The organism is Nitrospirota bacterium, assembly GCA_026387665.1.
Classification (GTDB): domain Bacteria; phylum Nitrospirota; class Nitrospiria; order Nitrospirales; family Nitrospiraceae; genus Palsa-1315.
This window is the reverse complement of record JAPLLG010000007.1, coordinates 180,803-200,450: the sequence shown is the minus strand read 5'-3', so window position 1 is coordinate 200,450 and position 19,648 is coordinate 180,803. Positions and strand designations below refer to the sequence as shown.

Here is a 19,648-nt window from a genome sequence, read left to right as displayed (position 1 = left end):
GGGAGGGATCGCCTGTATCCGCCTAGAAATAGGTCGCGGCTGAGATGACCAGAGCACCGTCGTGAATTCGTTCCCCCGTGTTCGGGTTAAACGCCTTTGGCATATACTGATAGCTGATCTTGAAGACAGCGTCTTCGACGGGCCGATAGTTTAGGCCAAAGGACACCTGCTCGAGATCACCCTTGCTTTCAGCATGGTTATCCATGTTGAGATTGACGCGATCATACCGGACAACCGCCGTAAAGGTCGAGCCTTCGCCAAACCGTTTCGGCGAGAGTTTGGTCAGGAACGACGGCATGAAGTGGTAGTTTCCCTGTATATAGAACCCTTGCATCCGCTGAGGAGGGGCCGCCAAGGGATTCATAGTGTCAAGGCCAGTCAGCCGCGCGCCTGTGGTATACCCCAGGGTATTGCCTGGAATTGCGCGGGAGTTTCCCCTCGCATAGGCCCAGGCTGCTTCTCCGATGATCTCAAGTGGCCCCTTTTGGAGTGTCCAGTCAATGGCCGTGATACTCAGGGGGTTATAACTGGTAGGGGATTGATTGCCGTAATAGCTCGAACCGGCGACTTCTATCCCGAGGATCGGGCTAAAAGCCACGCGGCCTGAGATCGCTTTGCCGTTATTGATGTCCAGTCCGTCATCGGATGCACAGGTCCGTTGGCGAGACTTTTTCGTACCGTTTTCCTCACTGACGCGTGGAGTACCGTCAGCCTTATATCCGCATGGACCGGTCGTGACGTAGAGCTCATAGTCCAGTTTGCTCGTGCGGCCTGGATAGAAGGTCCCATAGAAGCCTGCGCCTGTTTCGGCCATGGTTGATGGAATCACGAGCCGGCTGACAAGCGGGCGGTCGGTCAAATCGTTCAGTGGTGAGTCGTGGAGCAGGTTGAACTTGCCGAGCGGGATGAGCAGAATTCCCGCACGAATGTTGAAAGGCTCATTCACGAGATAGTCCATATGGGCAAATTCGAGGCTGATTTCATTTACACCGCCCGACTCTCTGATCCCATGTTCGATCTCAAGCTCAGAAGCAAACTTCACATGCTCAGTAATGTCCGCATAAATGAAAGGGACGAATCGTTGCTGGTCAAAGCCGTTGGTCGTCCCTTGCTTGTGGTTGATATCCTTGTAGTCGCCGGTTTCCAGGACACCCTTGCGGTGGCTTCGATATTGGATATCCATGTAGCCGCCGACAATGGCCTTTGGTGCTGCGACGAAGGGTTTGGCATAGACCAGGCGGCCTGAGCCGGATGAACTAAAAGACAAGGCCTGCTGTTTTTCCGTACGGAGATCCTTGCCAACTTCCGGAAGCGAGCCTATGCCTGGTTCGTTGGTTTGGCTTACGGTTCCTTCTCGGCGTTCGGAGGCGCCGTCGCGGCGCTCGTAATCCTGCATCCGCTTGTTGACTGCTTCATCGACTAATTTCTTGATGTCTTCCGGGGTCATGTTTTCTGCCATGGCCGGCATGACCGGCAAGCTGGCGAGTACGAGAGCCCCGAGGATTGAGCGTATCCTCATTGCAAACCTCCATGAGAAAAATAGGGGTGATGGTTTGACTCGGGACTCGCTGGTCTCTGGTCTTTTTTGAGCAGACAGGGATCGGTCGATCATGATGTGGCCGTGCTCCATCCTTGAATGGCAGAGAAGGGGATCACGACAATGCGCTTGCAGCGCTTGCACTTGAGCTCCAGCCCTTGCCCGCACACCTTGGCAATCAATTGCCCGCACTCGCAGCGGGTTTCGCCGCAATCGGTTGGGTGGTTTATCTGAGGCGTCGCGCTGGCCATGATCGGTCGCTTTTCTGTCTAAATGAAATTGAGAACGATTATTAATATCTCACAAATGGCTTCTTTGTCAAGTAGGGTGTAAATGCCTATTTGCAAGGAGGAAACAGTGCATTAGTCCCTCTCATGCCCTATAATTCGTTGCCATTTATGGAGGGGAATTCATGCGTTTCAAGCCGTTAAGAAAGTTGCTCTATATCCAGACGTGCTGTCTGACGTTGCTGGCTGGCCTCTTCTTCGGCTGTGCGGGAGTTCTATCTGGCCAGGAGTCGGTCGTGGTCACCAGAGCCCAGATGCAGATGGGCACGTTGGTCAAGATTACGGCTGTGGGGCGAAGTGAGTCTGACGCGCAGGCTGCGGTTGCTGCGGGGTTTTCCGAGATCCGTCGTCTGGAAGAGCTCTTGAGCACGTGGATTCTCACGAGCGAACTGTCCCGCGTCAATGCTGCGGCGGGAGTTATGCCGGTCCCTGTGAGTCTCGACACGTTGACGGTCGTTCAGCGCGCGATGCAGGCAGCGGAGATGACCGGTGGCGGCTTCAACATTGCCATCGGGCCGGCGGTCGATGCCTGGCGCGTGACCGAGGCGCAACGGATACCGGCGGCATCTGAACTGGAGGCCCTCCGTTCCTTGGTGGATCTGCGAGCGGTCCATGTGAACGAGCGGGACCGGACGATTTATCTTGAGAAAATAGGGATGAGGATCGATGTGGGAGGGATTGGCAAGGGGTACGCAGCAGATCAAGCGGTGACGGCCATGCAGAAGGCTGGAGCTGCTGCTGGGGTTGTCGCGCTTTCAGGGGATATCAAAACATTCGGCCGGTTACCGGGCGGAAAGCCGTTTCCCGTTGGCATCCAGCACCCGCGACAGGAGGGTGCGGTACTGGCCTGGATCGATTTACAGGACGAAGCCATTTCAACCGCCGGGGATTACGAACGGTTCTTTGAGCGGGACGGGGTCCGGTATCATCACATTCTCGATCCGCTCACGCTCCAGCCGGCGCGCGCTTGTCAGAGTGTGACGGTGATTGCGAAAGAAGGGGTCTGGGCCGATGGGTTGGACACGGGGATCTTTGTGATGGGGGCTGAGCCGGGAATGAGGCTTGTCGAAGCCTTGCCGGATGTCGAGGCCGTTATCGTCGATCGTGACGGCCTGGTCCATGTGTCTTCAGGGTTGCGGGATCGGATTCGCAAACCCTGACGCGGTGTCTCATCGGTCCAATCGATAGCTGATGGGAATCTTGATCGTCAATCGTGGCCGGCCCAGTGGATGAGGCAGGTGGAAGGGCGCTGCCTGTCTGATGGTTTCCATCGCGGCCTTGTCGAGGCTGGGGAATCCGGAACTCTGAGCGACCTCGATCTCGCCGACGCTGCCATCTTCGTTGATCACCGCTTTCACCACGACCCTTCCCTCGGCTCGATCGATTCGCGCTGCGGCTGGGTAGCGTTTCAATTCTTCTACGCGTCGTAAAATTGCCTCAGAGAGCCATCCATAGTCTCGCTTCGTCGGTTCGTTCGCCGGCGCAGGGGCGATCGCGGCAGTCTGCGTTGGCACTACGTCAGGTTTGGCTGTCTGTTCAAGGATTGCGGGCGGCGCGGGCGGAGGCGTCTGCGCCGCAGGTTTTGCAGGAACGGTCACCGGCGCTTCGGTTGGCTTTCTGACGGCTGGGGCCTCTGTGACCATCGGCGCCACAGTTTCATGTTTGATCGGCTCAGCCGGTTGTGGTGGAGGCGATACAGGAGTCTTTGGGACCACTGGAGTGACGGTCCGTTCAGTAATCGATGGAGTAGTCTGTGGCGCGGGAGGCTGTGGCGACTGGGGCTGTTGTGCCGGTACAGTCTGTTGCAGGCTGGGAGCGGGGGCTGGCTGGGCCTGAGCCTGGCTCGAGGGTGACGCTTCCGGCGTCACAGGCTCTGTTGGCGAGACGAGGGAGACATCCCACTTGAACGGCTTTTCTTGCGTCGCGAGTTGAATTTGCTTCATGAGCAGGATCGCGCCGAGCACCACTGCTCCGTGCAGGAGGAGTGAGACGACCCAGCCTTGTACGTGAGAGCCTTTCCGGAATCCGGAGTGCTGTGGTCCGGCAGCGGTCACAGCCGAACGACCTCCAGACTGACTTGTTGAAATCCCAGCCCGCGTACTTCATCCACCACAGACACGAACCGTTCGAGCAGAATGACTTTATCCGCTCGCACGACGACCGCCGATTCTCGAGGCTCCGCCGCCAGGGCGCTAGGGAGCCCTCCTTCAGGAATGGCATGGTCGTTGAGGAAGAGCGCACCCTCGGCAGTCAGGGTGATCACGACGGGGGCATCCTTACGGTCGCCGACTTCTTTTGCTTTGGCCAAATTGACCGGGATCTGGCCGCTGCTGATAAAAGTAGCGGTGGTCAGGACGATGACCAGGAGGACCAGCATGACGTCCACGAGGGGGATGACGTTGATCTGATCAATGTCGCGCTGCATGCTGTTCCTTGTGTAGGGCGAGGAGCTCGGTGACTTTTCGACGGAGCACGTTGTTCATGACGACGCAGGGAATCGCGACCAGCAGTCCGACCGCCGTCGCTTTCAGCGCAAGGCTGAGTCCGATCATGATGGCATTGACGGCCATGGTGCCGGAGGTGCCCATCGTGTGGAAGGTGAGCATGATGCCCAGTACGGTGCCCAGCAGGCCGATATAGGGGGCGTTTGCGGCGACCGTGCCGATGATGACCAGTCGTTTGGTCAGAGCCATTTCCAATCCCAGGCTGCTGGGGTACTGGGCGAGGTTGACGCGGCGGTAAAAGAGCCACCGCTCTACCGCCACGGCCACGGTCCAGAGGCTGAGCGCCAAGAGGAGTCCGATGATGCCGTAATCGACGACGTTTTGCAGCGCGTTCATAGAGGAGGTCTCACTTTCGTTGCGTGATTCACGGATCGGTGGGGCAGGGACCCGTCGTAAGCTTCTATCAATGCCAGATCGTGAAAAAGCCTGTCAATGCTTTCGTGCGCTCGGCAGTCTCAGTTGCGACGCCTAGCCGGCTGACTTTTCTTGTCGAAAGAGTACTGTATGCGTCGCCAGGACACGGAGCTCCACCGTCGTGCCAGCCTGATAGAGGCTCGTGGAGCCTTGACTGCTATGGGCGATTTGACCGGAGGGAAGGCTGACCGTGTAGAGATTTTCCGAGCCACGGAATTGGCGGGAGAGGACGCGGGAGCGGGCACCTTCCGTCGGGACGAGGTGAATGTCGTCAGGACGAATCATGACGACCACGGCCGTGCCGTCTTGGCATTCGAGCGTGTCGGGAAACTCTCCCAGTTCGGTCTGGACCATGCCGCGAGATACGGTTCCAGGAATAAAGTCCGCCTGACCGACAAAGTCTGCCACGAAGGGCGTGGCCGGCATGTGGTACATCATTTCCGGCGTATCGAATTGCTCCAGGCGGCCCTGGTTGAGGACAGCGATGCGATCGGCCATGGCAAAGGCTTCATCATGGTCATGTGTGACGAGTATGGTCGTCGTTTTCGTCCGGCGTAACAGGTCGTGCAGCTCCTGGCGCATGCGCCCTGCCATATCAGGGTCCAAATTACTGAATGGTTCGTCGAGCAGGAGCACGACGGGGCTTTGGACGAGGGCGCGAGCCAGCGCGACCCTCTGTTGCTGGCCGCCCGACAATTCGTGCGGATACCGCCGTTCGAATCCCTCCAGCCCTGTGAGCCGCAGCATCTCCTGGACCCGCGCGGCACGGAGGCTTCGCGTGAGCTGGCTGAGCCCGAAGGCGATGTTGTCCTGTACGCGCAAATGGGGGAAGAGCGCATATTCTTGAAAGACCATCCCGATGCGCCGGTTTTCCGTCGGGGTCATCACCTCCTGCGACGACACGAGTTGGCCCGACAGGAAAATCTGCCCTGAGCGAACCGGTTCAAACCCGGCGATGGCCCGAAGAATCGTCGTTTTTCCGCAGCCAGAGGGGCCAAGCAGGCAGAGAATTTCCCCCTCCCTCGCTGCGAAGGAAATGTCCTGAACCGCGGGCCGTCCTGTTTCATAGGAACAGGAAACCTGTCGCAGTTCCAAGACCGAGGAGGCCGGTTCGGCTTGGTGGCTCTGGAGCCTGCTCTCCTCGGAAGAGCTTGGTGTGGTGGAATGGTCTGGGGTCACAGAATCACAATCCTTCCTTTAGCAGGATGCTCAAAAAGTTCGTCCAGCAAGGCCGCAGCGAGTGAAGACCTGAGGCGTACCCTTTAGGGTACGTTGAGGGTCTGAACGATGCGAGAACAAAGCTGGTGGACTTTTTCAGCATCCTATTAGGCGGCGCGCCAATCTTTCGAGACTAACAAGGCCAATGCTGGGAGACTCAGTAACACAATGAGAAGCGCGGCGGGGGCGGCGAGCTGAAAATATTCCTCACTCGCTTCCATCCAGACGCGAATGGCCAGAGTGTCGAATCCCACCGGCCGTAACAAGAGGGTCGCAGGCAGCTCCTTCATCGTCTGCAGAAACATCAAGACCCAGGCGACGATAAATCCGTTTCGGACCAGCGGCAGCGTCACCCGTCGCCAGGTAGCCCGCATGCCAAAGCCTAGCGTGCGCGAGACCTCTTCCAGGTTCGGGGTAATTTGCTGGAGCGCCGGTTCCAGCGATTGGAGGCCGGCCGGGAGAAAGTGGATCACGTAGGCCACGATGAGGATCAGGACCGAGCCGTAGAATACCGGAGCTAGTTTGGTAAAGAGGACGAGGACGGCCAGCGCCGCCACCGGTCCCGGCAGCACATAGCCGGCATAGGCTGCTTGCAGGCAGCCCACGTTCAGCAGGGTCGGGCGGCGGCTCGCCAGGTAGGCGAGCGGCAAGCCGATCAAAACCCCGCCGGTGGCGGCGCTGGCGGCCAGGATGCCGCTGTTCCAAACGAACCCAAAAAACCGGCTATCGAGCGTCGCTTGCGCCTCGGGAGACAGGCTCCATTGGATCAAGAGCGAGGCGGGAAGCGCGAAGGCTGCGCCGACGATCAGGCCGAGATAGCTGGTGATGGCGACCGTGCCGAGCCATCCATATTGATGCCGTTGCGGAGCTCTGTAGCGGCCGGTCGTTTGGTAGAACCGGCTCCGCTGTCTGAACCACCGTTCGGTGATCAGGAAAATCAGCGCGAGGGCAACCAGCAAGAGGCTCAAGATGCTCGCGGCCGTATTATCGGATCGTCCGGTCATCTGCTGAAACACGGCATAGGTGAGGGTCTGGTAGCGAAGCAAGGAGACTGCGCCGAAGTCCGACACGACGTACAAAATGACGAGGGCGAGCCCGGCGGCAATCGAGGGGCGCATCAAGGGCAGGGTCACGCGCCAGAGGGTCGAGAGACGGGAGGCGCCGCTGGCCCGCGCCACCTCTTCGAACGAAACGTTCATGCTGAGGAGGGCGCTCCGGCTGAGGAGATAGACGAAGGGAAAGGTATCCAAGGCCATGACGAGCGTCGCGCCCCAATAACTATGGGGAGAAAAGATCCTGGCTTGAGGGCCGGCCATCAGTTGCCAGAGATGTTCGACCGGACCACCGAATCCCAAAAGATAGGAATAGACATAGGCCAGCACGTAGGTCGGCATCGCCAGCGGAAGGACCAAGGCGCCCTCCCACAGTCTGCGGCCGGGAAATTCTGTGCGAGTGACCAGCCAGGCGGTCGAGACGCCCAGGAAGAGCGTGATGACCGCTACGCTGGCGGCTAAGGAGATGGTGTTGAACAGCAGCTCGGGAATGCGGGTGCTCCATAAACGGCTCCAGACAGCCGGGTCAGCCGAGAGAGCTTGTGCCGTGACATAGCCAAGCGGGAGCAGGATGAGGCCCGCAGTGGCGAGGGCAAGGAGTTGCAGCGGTGAAGCAAGCTGTTGGCGAATCGTGCTCACGGTGGGTCCCTTTGCGTTACCGGAGACCCACTTGTTCGATCAGCGTGAGGGTCGGCTCGCGCAATTCCGCCAGCTTGGTAAGGGGGACCAAGGCGGCACGGAAGCTCTTGCGCTCCACGAGGGCCGGGTCCGCTTTCACGTCCGGGTGAAGGGGATATTCCTTGTCGAGGTCTGCGAATAATTTCTGCCCTGCTTGTGCGACTAGGAATTCGACCAGGAGCTTGGCGCTATCCAAATGTTTGGTCGACTTGATGATGCCGACACCGGCGACGTTCATGATGGCCCCCATGCCGCCTTCCTGCTGGTCCGGCATCAAGGCGGCGATCGGCGCGTTGGGCTGCGTGGCGAGGTGACGGTAGATGTAGTAGTGGTTCACGATTCCCAACGCGACTTGCCCCTTGGCGACGGCATCCACGATCTGCGAGCTCTTCTGATAGACCTGGCCGTCCGCATTGGTTTTGAGGCCCTGCAGGAACTGTCTGGTCTTTTCGTCTCCATGGGTGGCGCGAATGACCGACACGCCTGCTTGCAGATACTCGCTGCCGGAATTCGGAATGGCGATCTTATCTTTCCATTTGGGGTCGGCGAGGTCGAGGAGCGACTTCACTTGGTCCGGCTTCACCAGCGTGGTGTTGTAGACGACGATCCAGAATCGCCCAGAGAGTCCGACCCAGGCATTGTCCGGCGCGCGGAATTGCGCCGGGATAGCCCGTTCGACTTCCCGCATGTTCAAGGGGCGGAGGAGGCCGGCTGTCCTGGCTAGCTCCAAGCTGCCCGCGTCGTTGGTGATCAGGAGGTCTGCCGAGGTGCGATCGCCTTCTGCCTTCAGTCGATTGACCAATTCCGTCGTGCCGGAGGAGAGAAGTTCGATTTGAATGCCGGTGCTCGCCGTAAAGGCGTCGAGGACTGGTTTGATGAGCCGTTCCCCGCGGCCAGAGTAGATCGTGAGTTTGTCGGTTGCTTGGGCGGAAGGCACGAAGAGCCCGACGCCAACGAAGAGCATGAGACCGGAGAGGATCGTCCGGCGCAATGTTGGTAGGGGGCAGGTGAATAACATGGAGGAATCCTCATGTAATTGAAATTGATAAGCCGTATCAAGATGATACTAAAAAAAAGCCGTTCCGTCAATGGCGGCAGCGGGAACAGAGACCGTAGAGCTCAAGCCGGTGGGTGGTGATGGTGAATCCGTTCTTGCTGGCCACTTCTTCCTGGAGCCGCTCGATCTCTTCATTTTCAAATTCCACGATCTTCTGGCAACCAGTGCAGATGAGGTGGTCGTGGTGGCCCTTGTGCGCGATATTGTCGTACTGTGTCTGGGAGCCGAAGTGGCGGGCCTGCGCCAGGCCTGCATCGCAGAACAGGTTGAGCGTCCGGTAGATAGTGGCGAGCCCCAGGTGAGGATCGGACTTCGCCAGCTGGTGATACATGGCTTCCGCCGTAATGTGCTCTTGTCGAAGAAACGCGCTCAGGATCAATTCCCGCTGGCGGGTGAGCTTGAGCTGATGCTTGCCCAGGTGCTCCTTGAGCGCCTTCATTTCTTTCACATGTGTATTCGCCATAACGGTAGCCTCCGAACGGAGCCCATTAAAGACGAAATTGGTCCAACCGGTCAAGGGGGCGCTGAACCGGAGCGGAGGCGGAGACGCGGAATTGACGGAGTTCTTCCGCGCTGTTTATAGTGCGCAGGCCCAAACATGGAACGAGCGAGGCACTAGCGCATGCGGAAACCCAATCAGATTACAGTCGACCGGGCTCTCCTTCTCTATGTGTTGCATCTGACGGAGCCCCACGGCCTGCTGAGCGACGTGAAGCTGCAGCAGCTCTGCTTTTTGTGCGAACTGCAAATGTTCGGCAAGGGATTCAAGGGCTTTCACTTCGAATTTTTCCGGTTTGCCTACGGGGCCTTCAGCAAGGATCTGGATAACGACCTGACCTCACTGCGCCGGAAGGAGCGGGTGGAAAACTTCACCCTTTCGGACCAGGCCAGGGAAGAGGTCGTTCCTTTGCTGGAGAAACATATTGAAGGGGTCGAAACGAACGAGAAGATCGTGGAGATTTTGAAGGCGGTTGTGACGGTCTATGGGCCGCAGGATAGCGGTCAGATCACCCAGTCGGTCGAGTCAGTCGAATTGAGTACGCCTCAGGATCCTGAATTTAAAATTCCGATCCGCGATATCGTTTTCCACACGACGCTCCTGGTGCCGTCCCGTATCGAGGTGCAGGCGGAGTTCACGCTGCCGGCTCCGGTGTTGGCCAAACTGAATGTCGCGATGGGTTACGAACCGGGAAGCCGGTAGATCTCGCCGTATTTTTTCTCCACATAGGATAAGAAGGGTTCCGGGTCGAGGCTCTTGCCCGTGACTCGTTGGGCCAGGTGATCCGGCGTGAACATCCGGCCCCAGCGGTGAATCTTCTGTTCGAGCCAGCGCCGCAGCTCCAGTAGTTGCCCTGCCGCAATGTTCTCCTCCAGCCGTGGAACCTCCAGTTTGGCCTGCTCGTAGAATTGGACGGAGTAGAGATTGCCCAGCGTGTAGGTCGGGAAGTAGCCGAAGGCTCCAAGCGACCAATGCACGTCTTGCAGCACGCCCTCCGCATCGTTCGAGGGACGGATGCCGAGATAGTCCTGCATCTTCTGGTTCCAGATCCCCGGCAAGTCTTCCGGGCTCGTCCTGCCTTCGATGAGATCCTGCTCGATTTCGAACCGCAACATGATGTGGAGGTTGTAGGTGAGCTCATCGGCTTCGACCCGAATCAGCGAGGGCTTCACGCGATTAATGGCCGCATAGAATTGTTCTCCGTCGAGAGAACCCAATTGCTGCGGAAAGGTTTGTTGCAGCAGGGGGTAAAAGAAGCGCCAAAACGATCGCGAGCGGCCCACGCAGTTTTCCCACATGCGTGACTGGCTTTCATGAATGCCGAGCGAGACCGACTCGCCAAGCGGGGTCCCAAAGTAGCGCGTATCGAGGCCCTGGTCGTAGAGGCCGTGGCCTCCTTCATGGATACAGCTGAACAGGCAGGATTGCAGGTCATGTTCGAAGACGCGCGTGGTGACGCGCACGTCCGTCGGATGGAAGGAGGTCGTGAAGGGGTGAGACGACAGGTCGAGGCGGCCCCGTTCGAAGTCATAGCCCATGGCGACCAAGACCAACCGGCCGAATTCCATCTGCCGCGCTGTATCGTAACTGCGAAAGAGCGCCGAGTCGTCGACCTGAGTCTGACTGTTCTGAATTTTTTGCAGTAATGGAACGAGCCGTGCCTTCACCTGGGCGAAGAGAGGGCGGAGCGCGGCGATCGTCGAGCCCGGTTCATACACATCCAGTAACGCATCGTAGGGCGAGTCTTTGTAGCCGAGATATTGGGTTTCCTGCTTTTTGAGCGACAGGATGGTGCGCAGGTTCGGCAGGAACAGGGCAAAGTTGCTGGCCTTCTTTGCCTCGGCCCAGACTTGCTGCGCCAGCGAACATTCCCGGCTGAGCGTGATCACAAAGTCGGACGGTAGTTTCTTCGCGCGGCTATAGTCCCGCCATACTTCACGGAGCAGGGATCGCGAGGGCTCATCCCAGGCATCCCCAGGGCTATCCTGGATGGCGCCGGTCTGGGGATCGATCCAGGTTGCGAGCAGTCCGTCAATCTCCGGCGAGACCAGTTTCTGGTGGGCGATGCCCTGGAGCGTCGAAATCTGTTCGGCGCGGGCTTCGCCTCCTCCGGCCGGCATATAGGTTTCCTGATCCCATGAGAGGAGTGAGGCGGCGCTGTTAATCCGCTGGATCTCCAAGAGTCTGGTCGTTAAATCTTCCACGGTCTTCAGGGTCTTCACGGTAGGGGTCTCCTCCAGAAATCGTCAGTCGGTGATCGTGTCTCGTTATATCCGGCCTGTAGTCTACGTAACGGACTGCCTTGTTTTCAAACTGGCCGCGCCGACAATACTCCTTGACGGCAGACACAAACGATTGTATCCCCATAGGACATGACTCCTCCCTCCAATAGCCTAGCCTACGGATCGGTTCTTCTCGCTGCGGCCCTCTGGGGCGGCTCGATCGTGGCGCAGAAAATGGCCCTCGGGTCCTTCTCTGCCGTCGAGGCATCGGTCCTGCGTGACATCGGCGGCTTGGCGATTCTCCTGGCCACCTGGTGGTGGCAGGACGGCACCTTGGCTAAGCTGACCAAGGCGGATCTGCGCCTGCTGGGACTGCTCGGGCTCGGCGTCTTGGGCAACCACCTTCTCATTCTCATGGGCCTCAAATATGTGAGCGGGGCCGTGGGCGGGGTGATCATCGGCGCGAGTCCTGTGGTGACCGCGCTGCTCTCGGCTCTCTTGATTCAGGACGTCCCGCTCCGCGCCGTTTGGGCCGGCGGTCTCCTGTCCTTTGCGGGGGTGGCGTTGGTCTCAGTGGCCGGATTTCAAGCAGCGGGCGATCAGCCTCTGTTCGGCAGTCTGCTGGTCTTTCTCGGCGTGGCGAGCTGGGCTCTCTATAGTATCGGCAGCAGGCAGCTCATGGAGCGCCACTCGGCCCTCACCGTCAATTGGACGACCTTGCTGGTTGCCACAGTGTTGCAAATTCCTCTCTTGTGGACGGATCGCAAGATGTTGGATGCGGGACTCGGGTCCGTGACGCAGGCAGACTGGATGGCGCTGGGCTATCTGGTCCTCTTTGCCACGGCCATCGCGCAACAGGCCTGGCTGTTCGGCGTGAAGGGCATTGGGCCTTCGCGCGCGTCGGTCCTGGGCAACCTGACTCCTGTGGCAGCCATCGTGTTGTCCGCTGTGCTCTTAAAAGAACCGGTGGGCACGAACGAAATCCTCGGTATCGCGCTGATCCTGGCAGGGGTCTGGGTGGTCGATCGGCAAACCTCCAAGCGGACAGGCGGCTGAAAAATGAAGGAAAGGGTAGCCTGGTCGTCCTCCTGCTCGCGGAACGCGCACGCTCGGAAGGTGCTCGTTCGACGCGCGCAATCGAGGATCGACCAGGCCACCCTTTTAGAGAGAGGGAAACCTCGGCGGCCTTGCTGACAGGCTTTTTGAGCAGCCTGCAAGATCGAGCTTTTCTTGCTTCTCCTACCTAATAAAGAGAATAGCGAGGCCATCCTTCCCTGCGCGCATCGGACGAGCACCTTCCGAGCGTGCGCGTTCTGCGAGCAAGAAGGGTGGCCTGGCTATTTCCGTCCCCCTCGCCCTTCTCTCGGTGATTGCAGTATGATACGGCACTTTTCTCAGGCAAGGAGTCCTCATGCTGGAACAGCGCATCGAAGAAGTGAATAAAGCGAATCACGCATTCTATGCCGCGTTTGGCAGTCTCGACATCAATGAGATGGATAAGGTCTGGGCGCATCAGGAATACGTCACCTGCATCCATCCCGGTTGGTCATTGCGATCGGATTGGCCTGCGGTCCGCGATTCCTGGGTCTTGATCTTCAATAACACCTTTTCGATGACGTTCGAACTCAGCGACGTGATGGTGCAGGTGGCGGGTGATATGGCCTGGGTCGTCTGTGTGGAGCACATCACCACCCATCAATCCGAGGAGCCGCAGGAGGCGCAGGTGTTAGCCACGAATCTCTTCGAGCGGATCGGAGACGAGTGGTTGCTGATACATCATCATGGAAGTGCAGTCATGGGGTAGGGCTGGAAGGCAGGCTGATCATTTTCTTTGCTCACGGAACGCGCACGCTCAGAAGGTGCTCGTTCGACGCGCGCAGTAGAAAACGGTCAGTCCGCCTTCCCTGGGATGTGGGGTGGGAGAAAGAGTGCGCGGCCTGAGAAGGCCCTCGTTGGACGCGCGCAATCGGAGACCAGCCAGCTCCCTTCCCCATTGTTTTAGGGGGGGGCGGAAGAAAAGAAATGGACAGGGGAGTCATTGACAACTTAGGGTCCTCTGGCTAGAGTCTCGTTCAGTGAGAAATAGCCGGTAGCACGGAGGTCGCCATGTCAACCGATGTCGCTGAGATTGAAGCCAGGATTCGAGCGCTGAGTCCCGAAGATAAAGCCGAATTGCTTCGCTCCCTGATTGCCGAGCTCGATGGCCCGGCTGACGCCGATGTTGAGCAGGCTTGGGCACTAGAGGCAGAACGACGGCATCGTGAGATTGTTGAAGGGAAAGTGAAGACGATACCTGCCAGAGAAGTCTTTCGAAGCCTTCGCGCCCGCCTCAAGAAATGAGACTGGAGTTCCACCCCGAAGCGGAGGTGGAACTCATCGAAGCCGCTGTGTTTTACGACAAACAAGTCTCAGGTTTAGGCGAGCGTTTTGAATCCGAGATCCGCTACGCAACTGAGTTGTTGCTCGATCAACCTGAGATCGGGACTTCCGTCGGTCCCGGCCTTCGAAAGTTCATTCTGACCCGTTCCCCTTCACCCTATACTACAGCGTCATAGGCGATGTTCTGTGCATTGAGGCTGTCGCACACCAAAGTCGCCGTCCCGGCTATTGGAAGTCGAGGGGGTGACCGTTAGATGGGGACAGAGGGTGGAAAAACGGCGAGTGTCGAGTCTCTTCGAACGGATCGGGTTTGAGGGGGTAGCAGGCTGCCGCTCTCTGTGCTCGCGGATCGCGCGCCCGTGGAAGGGCCTCGATCGACGCGCGCACTGTGAGAGCTGGCAGGCCACTCCCCCATTGAGAGGGTGGAAAGAGAAAAGGCAGAGTGCCCGTTCGACGGGCGGAGTGGGGGAACTAATCAGCCCATAACCGTAATGCGGTCGAAATTATTTATTTGATGCAGAGCTAACCGATATGATTGCGTAACCTTTCAAAGGGAGCGCGCGATGGTCTTTATGTTCTTTAGTAGGGCCTATACAGAAACATGCAAGGTGCTGGATTGGCATAAGAAATTACGTCTTCTTGTTATCTCTGCTTCGGCGGTCCCAATTATATGGTTTTATTTATGGCTGTTTGGTAAAGGGAATGTGGTCTTTGGCGAGATGAACTTGGCGGCGGCTGGGTTAGGCGCAATTGCTTCAATTGCAGTGGCCATTTTCCTGATAAATGTATTTCGCGCACCAATTTTGATTTGTAGAGAAAAAGACCAGAAGATTGCCGGTCTAATAGATGAGAAAAGTGCTCTTGAGGGCAAGCTGAAGCCGGTCATTTCGATATTATGCAAAGGGAATGAGGTCCCTCCGTATTATCACGAAGGTGATAATTTCAAGTTGCTCCGCCTAGGAGTTCAGAATGAAGCATTTGATGAGATTGATGGTGTTAAGGCTAAATTGATGGGAGTTCGGTTGGTTACAGAAGAGAAATGCGAATCATTATTTGATGGGAAGCTACCAGCCGCCCTCCATCTAAAAGGAAATAATCCTCCAGAGCCACCCAAGAAGGAATTCAGCATTAATGCAAGAGATTGTGAATATATAGATGTTGTGCAATGGGTTTGGAATGCGAGAACTCAGCCTTGGCTTCAATTTCAATGGGTCGAGCAGGAGCATCCGCTGATAGGGCCTCCAGGGCACTATCATTATGAGCTCGACATTCAGGTTACAACTCGGAGTGGGGGCGGAATATCAAGACGGTATATAACGAAAATAAATCCTTTTCGCCTTGAAGAGGTCACGCCTCAGCAAGAGGCCACTAGCTCTTGACGCTCCAAATTCTTTGCGACAGGAACCGTGTTCTTGTGTGAAGGCGTGGGGGCGTTAGGATTTCGGTGTGGCGGCGGTGGGGGCTTCTTCGACTCGGATGGTGCTGGCCCATTCGGCTACGAGGGGGTCACGTTCTTCCATTGTCATCCCTGCATACTTCATGAACATCTGCGGGCCTTTGCGGCGGCGCCAGGTGAGATAGGCGAGGAAGTGTTCACGGCAGATACTGTGCGTGCCGGCTGGGGCATAGACTCTTGTTTGGCAGCCTTTGATCATGCAGGTCAGGTCGTGCATTCCATCCTCCGGTTCAGAGTCCATAGTATGCAGGACGGACGGGCTGATTATCAACCTGGTCGCCCGCTGGCTTGAATCGGCTGGTCGCGCACTGCGTCCCAGTTTCTGCTGAGCTCGCAACCAGGGCTTTCTGGAAAATCCTCTTGAAATATAGGCTGGCGGCCAGTTACGGTACACGGTCCTCTCTATGCGTGAATGGGGCCCAGGCGAGGTTCGTGATGCTCTTACAGGTAATTTCCGTGCTGGGCGCTCTGATGGTCCTGTCGGCTTATGGCTTGATTCAGGGCGGGGTCTGGCGTGAATTGGATGCGGGTTACCTTGCACTGAATATCGTCGGGTCGTTGTTACTGGGGATTGTTGCGATTGCGGATCAGCGGGTGGAATTTATTTTTTTGGAGTTTGCGTGGGCCGGCCTGGGATTGGTCGGCGTAGCCAGGGCCGTGAAGACCAGGCGTACCGCGAGTTAACAGGGTTCGGATGAAAGGAATATGCACATGGCGGGTTTGATGTCGGCGGATGAGATTTTTGAAAAGGCGCAGAATGCCGCAGCGGCGGCCACGAATGCTGATGAAAAGGCCATGCAGATCGATTACCCGGCGTTGAAGGAAAAGATCCGCGCTGCCCTGGGTGACCGCAAAGTTGCACGTTGCCACATCAACAAGTTTTTGCCCGAGGGCTACGAAGATCAGGGGCGCTTCAACCTGGTGCTGCTGACCGCCGGGAATGTGGTGTTCGATATGGTCATCGGCGATTCCTATTTCCGTTACGATGTGGTCTCGGTCGGTCAGTTGGACAAAGTCCAGGTGATCGATGCCATGTGGGACAACAAGGAAAAGCGCAAGGAAGAGCCGTTCTTGAGCCTCCGTCTGATGCATGCCGAAGAGGCCCACCTCTTGTTGGCGCTGGAAGACGAAGAGCGGACGAGCCTTCTGGCCTTTGCCAGTGCGGTCTCATCTGTCAGGAACCCCGAAAAGTAGGGATTTGCAGGACGCTCAAAAAGACCGTCCAGCAAGGCCGTAGGCGAGTCGAAACCGGAGGCGTACCCTTCTGGGTACGTTGAGGGTCTGAGCGACGCGAGAACGAAGCTGGCGGGATTTTTCAGCAGCCTGAGGGGTCAGGCGCGACGGTAGAAGGGGAGAGCCTGCACCGTCGCATCATGACGAGCGCCATCGACTTCAACGGTGAGGATTGTGCCGGGGGCTGAAAAGTCCCGAAGCGGGAATGCCAGGGCGATGGGGGCCTTCATCTGAGGTGACTGGGTCGCACTGCTGACCCAGCCGAGTTCACGGTCTCCGCTGAAGAGCTTGGCGCCTCTCGGCGGGATGGTCGAGCCCTTCATGACCAGCCCGACTAAGTGCCGCCGTACGTTGCCGTAGGTATCCATCCTCGCTACGACTTCCTGCCCCGGGTAGCAGCCCTTATTCAAGCTGAAGGCTTTTCCTTCCAGATTCGCTTCCGGCGGGACGATTTCTTCGTTGAGGTCCGGTCCTGCCTTGGGTAGGCCTGCTTCGATGCGGAGGGCCTCACGAGCGAGACCTCCGATGGCTTTGATGCCATATGTCGCCCCTGCCTCCATGAGGCGCTCCCAGGCCGTGTTGAGGGCCTCGGCGGGCAGTAATACTTCGATGTCAATTTCTCCGGTTTCCTCTGTGCGCAGGACGAAGGCTGCATGCCCGCCGATCTGGGCTGCGACGGCGCTCACTGGCTTGAGGTCGCTCATCTCCACGCCAAAGGCGGCGCTGACGGTCGCGCAGGCTTTGGGCCCGCTGACGAGCAAAAGTCCCCAGGATTCTGCGCAGTTTTCCATCTTCGCTTTGATGCCGTAGAGCAGAAATTTTTTGAGCGCTTGGATGGTGGCGTCGCCGACCTCGCCGACATCTTCCACCCACAGGCTGTCGGCCAGGACATAGACCCGGAAATAGCCGAGCATCTTGCCCTTGTGTGTGAGGAAGCTCGAATAGCGGCCCTGGCCAGGCTGAAGCGGGAGGATATCGTTGCTGATGAGGCCTTGCAGCCACTTCACGCGGTCGTCGCCGGTGACGCGGATCTTGCCCCGGTGCGAGAGGTCTGAGAGGCCGACGGCCTGGCGCACCGCCTGATATTCCTCGACCCATTTGCCATAGTGCGCGGGCATGTTCCAGTCTGCGGCCTCTTCAAAGGTGGCGCCGAGCTTCGTGTGGTGATCGTGGAGGCGTGACTGTTTCATGCGTGATTCCCTACGACTTCTTCGACCAGATCTTTCAATCGAGCGGAGAACTCATTGCGCGAGACGATTTTGGTTACGCCCAGCGCTCTGGCCCGGTTAAAGGTATCGACTTCTTCGTGATTGGCGAAGGCAAGGATGGGAATGGTTTTGAGCTGCGCGTCGGCTGCGAGCGTTTCCAAGGCTTGAAAGGCGTTCAGGGTCTCGTCGTTCATATTCAAAATCACCGCGGCGGGGCTGTTTGTGGATGCCTTCTCGGCGATGTCCTGTTGCGTACGAGCCCGCTCGAACTTGTAGCCCTTCGCCATCAGAGCGTCGCGGACTTTGGTGTGAAAAAAGATGTCGGTGACGCCGACGAGGATGGTCTTCTGATCTATCTGGTCTGTCTTGTCGGTCTGGTGAGAATGCGTGGTCATTGTGTGGGTCTGCTTTCGGATCAGAGTTGATGGATCTTCTTCATGACTGAACGAGACAGACGAGATAGACCAGCCAGACCAGATAGACCAGTTCAGTTGAGTGAACTGATCAATCGTCCCAGTGCTTTTTTCGCCAAGGAATAATTGGGATTGAGGGCCAGGGCTTTCTTATAAGAGTCGATAGCTTCGGTCCATCGGCCCTTGCGCTCGTAGACGCGACCCAGGTTGAGGTGGGGGAAGGCCGGGCTTTCATACCGTTTCGCCTGCAGGGCCTTCTCGAACCAGACAATCGCTTCGTTCAGTTCGCCCTTTTCGATCAGATAGGCCCCGATATCGTTGTAGGGGTTGCCGAAGTCCGGGTCCTGCGAGATGGCCTTGTGACATTCCTCGATGGCATCATCGAGCCGTCCCATGAAGCTATAGGTCCAGCCGAGGAAGGTATGGGCCTCGGCGGTCGGGTGAGTCTCAAGCGATTGCTTGTAGAGAGAGACGGCTGCTTCCAGCTCGCCTTTCATCTGCCGTTCATAGGCCTGCTGGAATAGCTGCCAAGCTTCACGCTTGTCTTCTTCGCGGCCGCCGCCTTGTATGAGGAAATCTTGTACATCCATGTGTAGCCTCAAGAGCTGATGGCTTATGGCTAATAGCAGTTCGAAGCGTCCGAGTCCGTGCTATTAGCCATTCGCTATCAGCTATACGCTCCTACTCTTGTTTCAGTTTCTTCTTAATCAGCTCAGCCCCGTAGCGCCCTGAGAGTAACATCGAGCCGAAGGCCGGACCCATGCGGGGCGTGCCGTAGACTGCCGCCACGGCCAACCCGATTACGAAACAGTTGGGGTAGACTTCGCCGGTCCGGTCCATGATTTCCTGTTCCGATTGCGCGACCCACATGGCTCCGTTGCCGGGGACTGCCTTGTGGAGATTCCGCTTATGCAAGAGTTCCACGACGATGGCATCATGGCCTGTCGCATCCACCACGATTTTGCTTTCGAGGGCGATCGGGTCCACATGGATGATGTCATGGCCTGCCATTTCTGCCGTCGTGCTGTTGACCACCACCCCTTCGAGGATCCCGTCGCGCCGGATGATGAGATCCACCACTCGCGTGAGGTTCATGATCTTCGCCCCGCCTCGATAGGCCGCGGCGATCAACGCGCCGGTGGCATGAGGGGGATCGACCATGTACATGCCTGCGCATTCCGTAATCTTCTTGCAGGGCACGCCGATTTCTTCAAGGATTTCATTGGCCGGTTCGCAGATCGTGGCCTTGTTCATGAGATAGCCGCCAGACCAGAAGCCGCCGCCCAGGGCGAGGCTCTGTTCGACGACGACCGTCTTGAATCCCATTTCAGCCAGGTCATGGGCGCAGATCAAGCCGGACGGCCCGGCCCCGACGATGATCACATCGCTTTCGATGAGCTGATCGAATTCTTTGTAATATTCCCGCGCGATGTGACGGGTAATATCTTTTTCTCGTAGTGGGGCTGGTGTTGGTGGCTTTGCCATTGTGTC

The 19,648-nt window shown here is 57.7% G+C and carries 22 protein-coding genes; 8 read left to right on the top strand and 14 right to left on the bottom strand.

The window, feature by feature from the left end:
• Positions 1-22 precede the first annotated feature (22 nt).
• Entirely contained in the window at positions 23-1,519 is a 1,497-nt protein-coding gene (locus NT179_05220) for a hypothetical protein (protein ID MCX5721416.1), read from the bottom strand.
• A gap of 430 nt (positions 1,520-1,949) precedes the next feature.
• Between NT179_05220 and NT179_05215 the strand changes: the two genes are divergently transcribed.
• Positions 1,950-2,984: an FAD:protein FMN transferase gene (locus NT179_05215; protein MCX5721415.1), complete on the top strand. Its 1,035-nt coding sequence runs from the start codon at positions 1,950-1,952 to the stop codon at positions 2,982-2,984.
• 9 nt (positions 2,985-2,993) lie between these two features.
• Here the strand turns inward: NT179_05215 and NT179_05210 are convergent, their stop codons facing one another.
• The 7 genes from NT179_05210 to NT179_05180 form a co-directional block, all read right to left on the bottom strand.
• Positions 2,994-3,878 (bottom strand): energy transducer TonB, encoded by an 885-nt coding sequence (locus NT179_05210; protein ID MCX5721414.1) that lies wholly within the window; start codon positions 3,876-3,878, stop codon positions 2,994-2,996.
• Positions 3,875-4,249 carry a biopolymer transporter ExbD gene (locus NT179_05205; protein ID MCX5721413.1) on the bottom strand — a complete coding sequence of 125 codons (375 nt, stop codon included), beginning with the start codon at positions 4,247-4,249 and terminating at the stop codon, positions 3,875-3,877. Before NT179_05205 ends, NT179_05210 begins: the two co-directional genes overlap by 4 nt.
• Complete coding sequence (exbB, locus tag NT179_05200; GenBank protein MCX5721412.1) at positions 4,233-4,664, bottom strand: TonB-system energizer ExbB; 432 nt, start codon at positions 4,662-4,664, stop codon at positions 4,233-4,235. Before exbB ends, NT179_05205 begins: the two co-directional genes overlap by 17 nt.
• Before the next feature lie 132 nt (positions 4,665-4,796).
• Entirely contained in the window at positions 4,797-5,921 is a 1,125-nt protein-coding gene (locus tag NT179_05195; GenBank protein MCX5721411.1) for an ABC transporter ATP-binding protein, read from the bottom strand.
• Between the two features lie 146 nt (positions 5,922-6,067).
• Entirely contained in the window at positions 6,068-7,651 is a 1,584-nt protein-coding gene (locus NT179_05190) for an iron ABC transporter permease (protein ID MCX5721410.1), read from the bottom strand.
• Between the two features lie 16 nt (positions 7,652-7,667).
• The gene (locus NT179_05185; GenBank protein ID MCX5721409.1) at positions 7,668-8,708 is read right to left on the bottom strand and encodes an extracellular solute-binding protein; all 1,041 of its coding nucleotides are present in this window, start codon (positions 8,706-8,708) and stop codon (positions 7,668-7,670) included.
• 67 nt (positions 8,709-8,775) lie between these two features.
• Positions 8,776-9,210 (bottom strand): Fur family transcriptional regulator, encoded by a 435-nt coding sequence (locus NT179_05180; protein MCX5721408.1) that lies wholly within the window; start codon positions 9,208-9,210, stop codon positions 8,776-8,778.
• A gap of 159 nt (positions 9,211-9,369) precedes the next feature.
• Between NT179_05180 and NT179_05175 the strand changes: the two genes are divergently transcribed.
• Entirely contained in the window at positions 9,370-9,948 is a 579-nt protein-coding gene (locus NT179_05175; protein ID MCX5721407.1) for a hypothetical protein, read from the top strand.
• Here NT179_05175 and NT179_05170 read toward each other — a convergent pair.
• A complete protein-coding gene (locus NT179_05170; protein ID MCX5721406.1) occupies positions 9,927-11,468 on the bottom strand; it encodes a carboxypeptidase M32 in 1,542 nt (513 codons plus the stop codon). The genes NT179_05175 and NT179_05170 overlap by 22 nt on opposite strands.
• A gap of 150 nt (positions 11,469-11,618) precedes the next feature.
• On the opposite strand from NT179_05170, the gene NT179_05165 reads away from it, so the two are divergent.
• The 4 genes from NT179_05165 to NT179_05150 all read left to right on the top strand — a co-directional run bounded on the left by NT179_05165 (position 11,619) and on the right by NT179_05150 (position 15,226).
• Positions 11,619-12,524 (top strand): DMT family transporter, encoded by a 906-nt coding sequence (locus NT179_05165; GenBank protein ID MCX5721405.1) that lies wholly within the window; start codon positions 11,619-11,621, stop codon positions 12,522-12,524.
• 355 nt (positions 12,525-12,879) lie between these two features.
• The gene (locus NT179_05160; protein MCX5721404.1) at positions 12,880-13,272 is read left to right on the top strand and encodes a nuclear transport factor 2 family protein; all 393 of its coding nucleotides are present in this window, start codon (positions 12,880-12,882) and stop codon (positions 13,270-13,272) included.
• A 302-nt stretch (positions 13,273-13,574) separates the two neighbouring features.
• Positions 13,575-13,808, top strand: coding sequence for an addiction module protein (locus tag NT179_05155; protein ID MCX5721403.1), 234 nt, complete (start codon positions 13,575-13,577; stop codon positions 13,806-13,808).
• A gap of 602 nt (positions 13,809-14,410) precedes the next feature.
• Positions 14,411-15,226, top strand: a complete 816-nt coding sequence (locus tag NT179_05150; protein ID MCX5721402.1) for a hypothetical protein — start codon at positions 14,411-14,413, stop codon at positions 15,224-15,226.
• Between the two features lie 54 nt (positions 15,227-15,280).
• Here the strand turns inward: NT179_05150 and NT179_05145 are convergent, their stop codons facing one another.
• Positions 15,281-15,520 (bottom strand): hypothetical protein, encoded by a 240-nt coding sequence (locus NT179_05145; protein MCX5721401.1) that lies wholly within the window; start codon positions 15,518-15,520, stop codon positions 15,281-15,283.
• A gap of 218 nt (positions 15,521-15,738) precedes the next feature.
• Here NT179_05145 and NT179_05140 point away from each other — a divergent pair, with 218 nt between their 5' ends.
• Complete coding sequence (locus tag NT179_05140) at positions 15,739-15,987, top strand: hypothetical protein (GenBank protein ID MCX5721400.1); 249 nt, start codon at positions 15,739-15,741, stop codon at positions 15,985-15,987.
• A 27-nt stretch (positions 15,988-16,014) separates the two neighbouring features.
• Positions 16,015-16,497: a hypothetical protein gene (locus tag NT179_05135; protein ID MCX5721399.1), complete on the top strand. Its 483-nt coding sequence runs from the start codon at positions 16,015-16,017 to the stop codon at positions 16,495-16,497.
• Between the two features lie 137 nt (positions 16,498-16,634).
• Here the strand turns inward: NT179_05135 and NT179_05130 are convergent, their stop codons facing one another.
• The 4 genes from NT179_05130 to NT179_05115 form a co-directional block, all read right to left on the bottom strand.
• Positions 16,635-17,726, bottom strand: a complete 1,092-nt coding sequence (locus NT179_05130; GenBank protein ID MCX5721398.1) for an aminomethyltransferase family protein — start codon at positions 17,724-17,726, stop codon at positions 16,635-16,637.
• A complete protein-coding gene (locus tag NT179_05125) occupies positions 17,723-18,139 on the bottom strand; it encodes a histidine kinase (protein ID MCX5721397.1) in 417 nt (138 codons plus the stop codon). Before NT179_05125 ends, NT179_05130 begins: the two co-directional genes overlap by 4 nt.
• Before the next feature lie 92 nt (positions 18,140-18,231).
• Positions 18,232-18,747, bottom strand: coding sequence for a tetratricopeptide repeat protein (locus NT179_05120; protein ID MCX5721396.1), 516 nt, complete (start codon positions 18,745-18,747; stop codon positions 18,232-18,234).
• A 91-nt stretch (positions 18,748-18,838) separates the two neighbouring features.
• Positions 18,839-19,642 (bottom strand): sulfide-dependent adenosine diphosphate thiazole synthase, encoded by an 804-nt coding sequence (locus NT179_05115; protein MCX5721395.1) that lies wholly within the window; start codon positions 19,640-19,642, stop codon positions 18,839-18,841.
• Positions 19,643-19,648 lie beyond the last annotated feature (6 nt).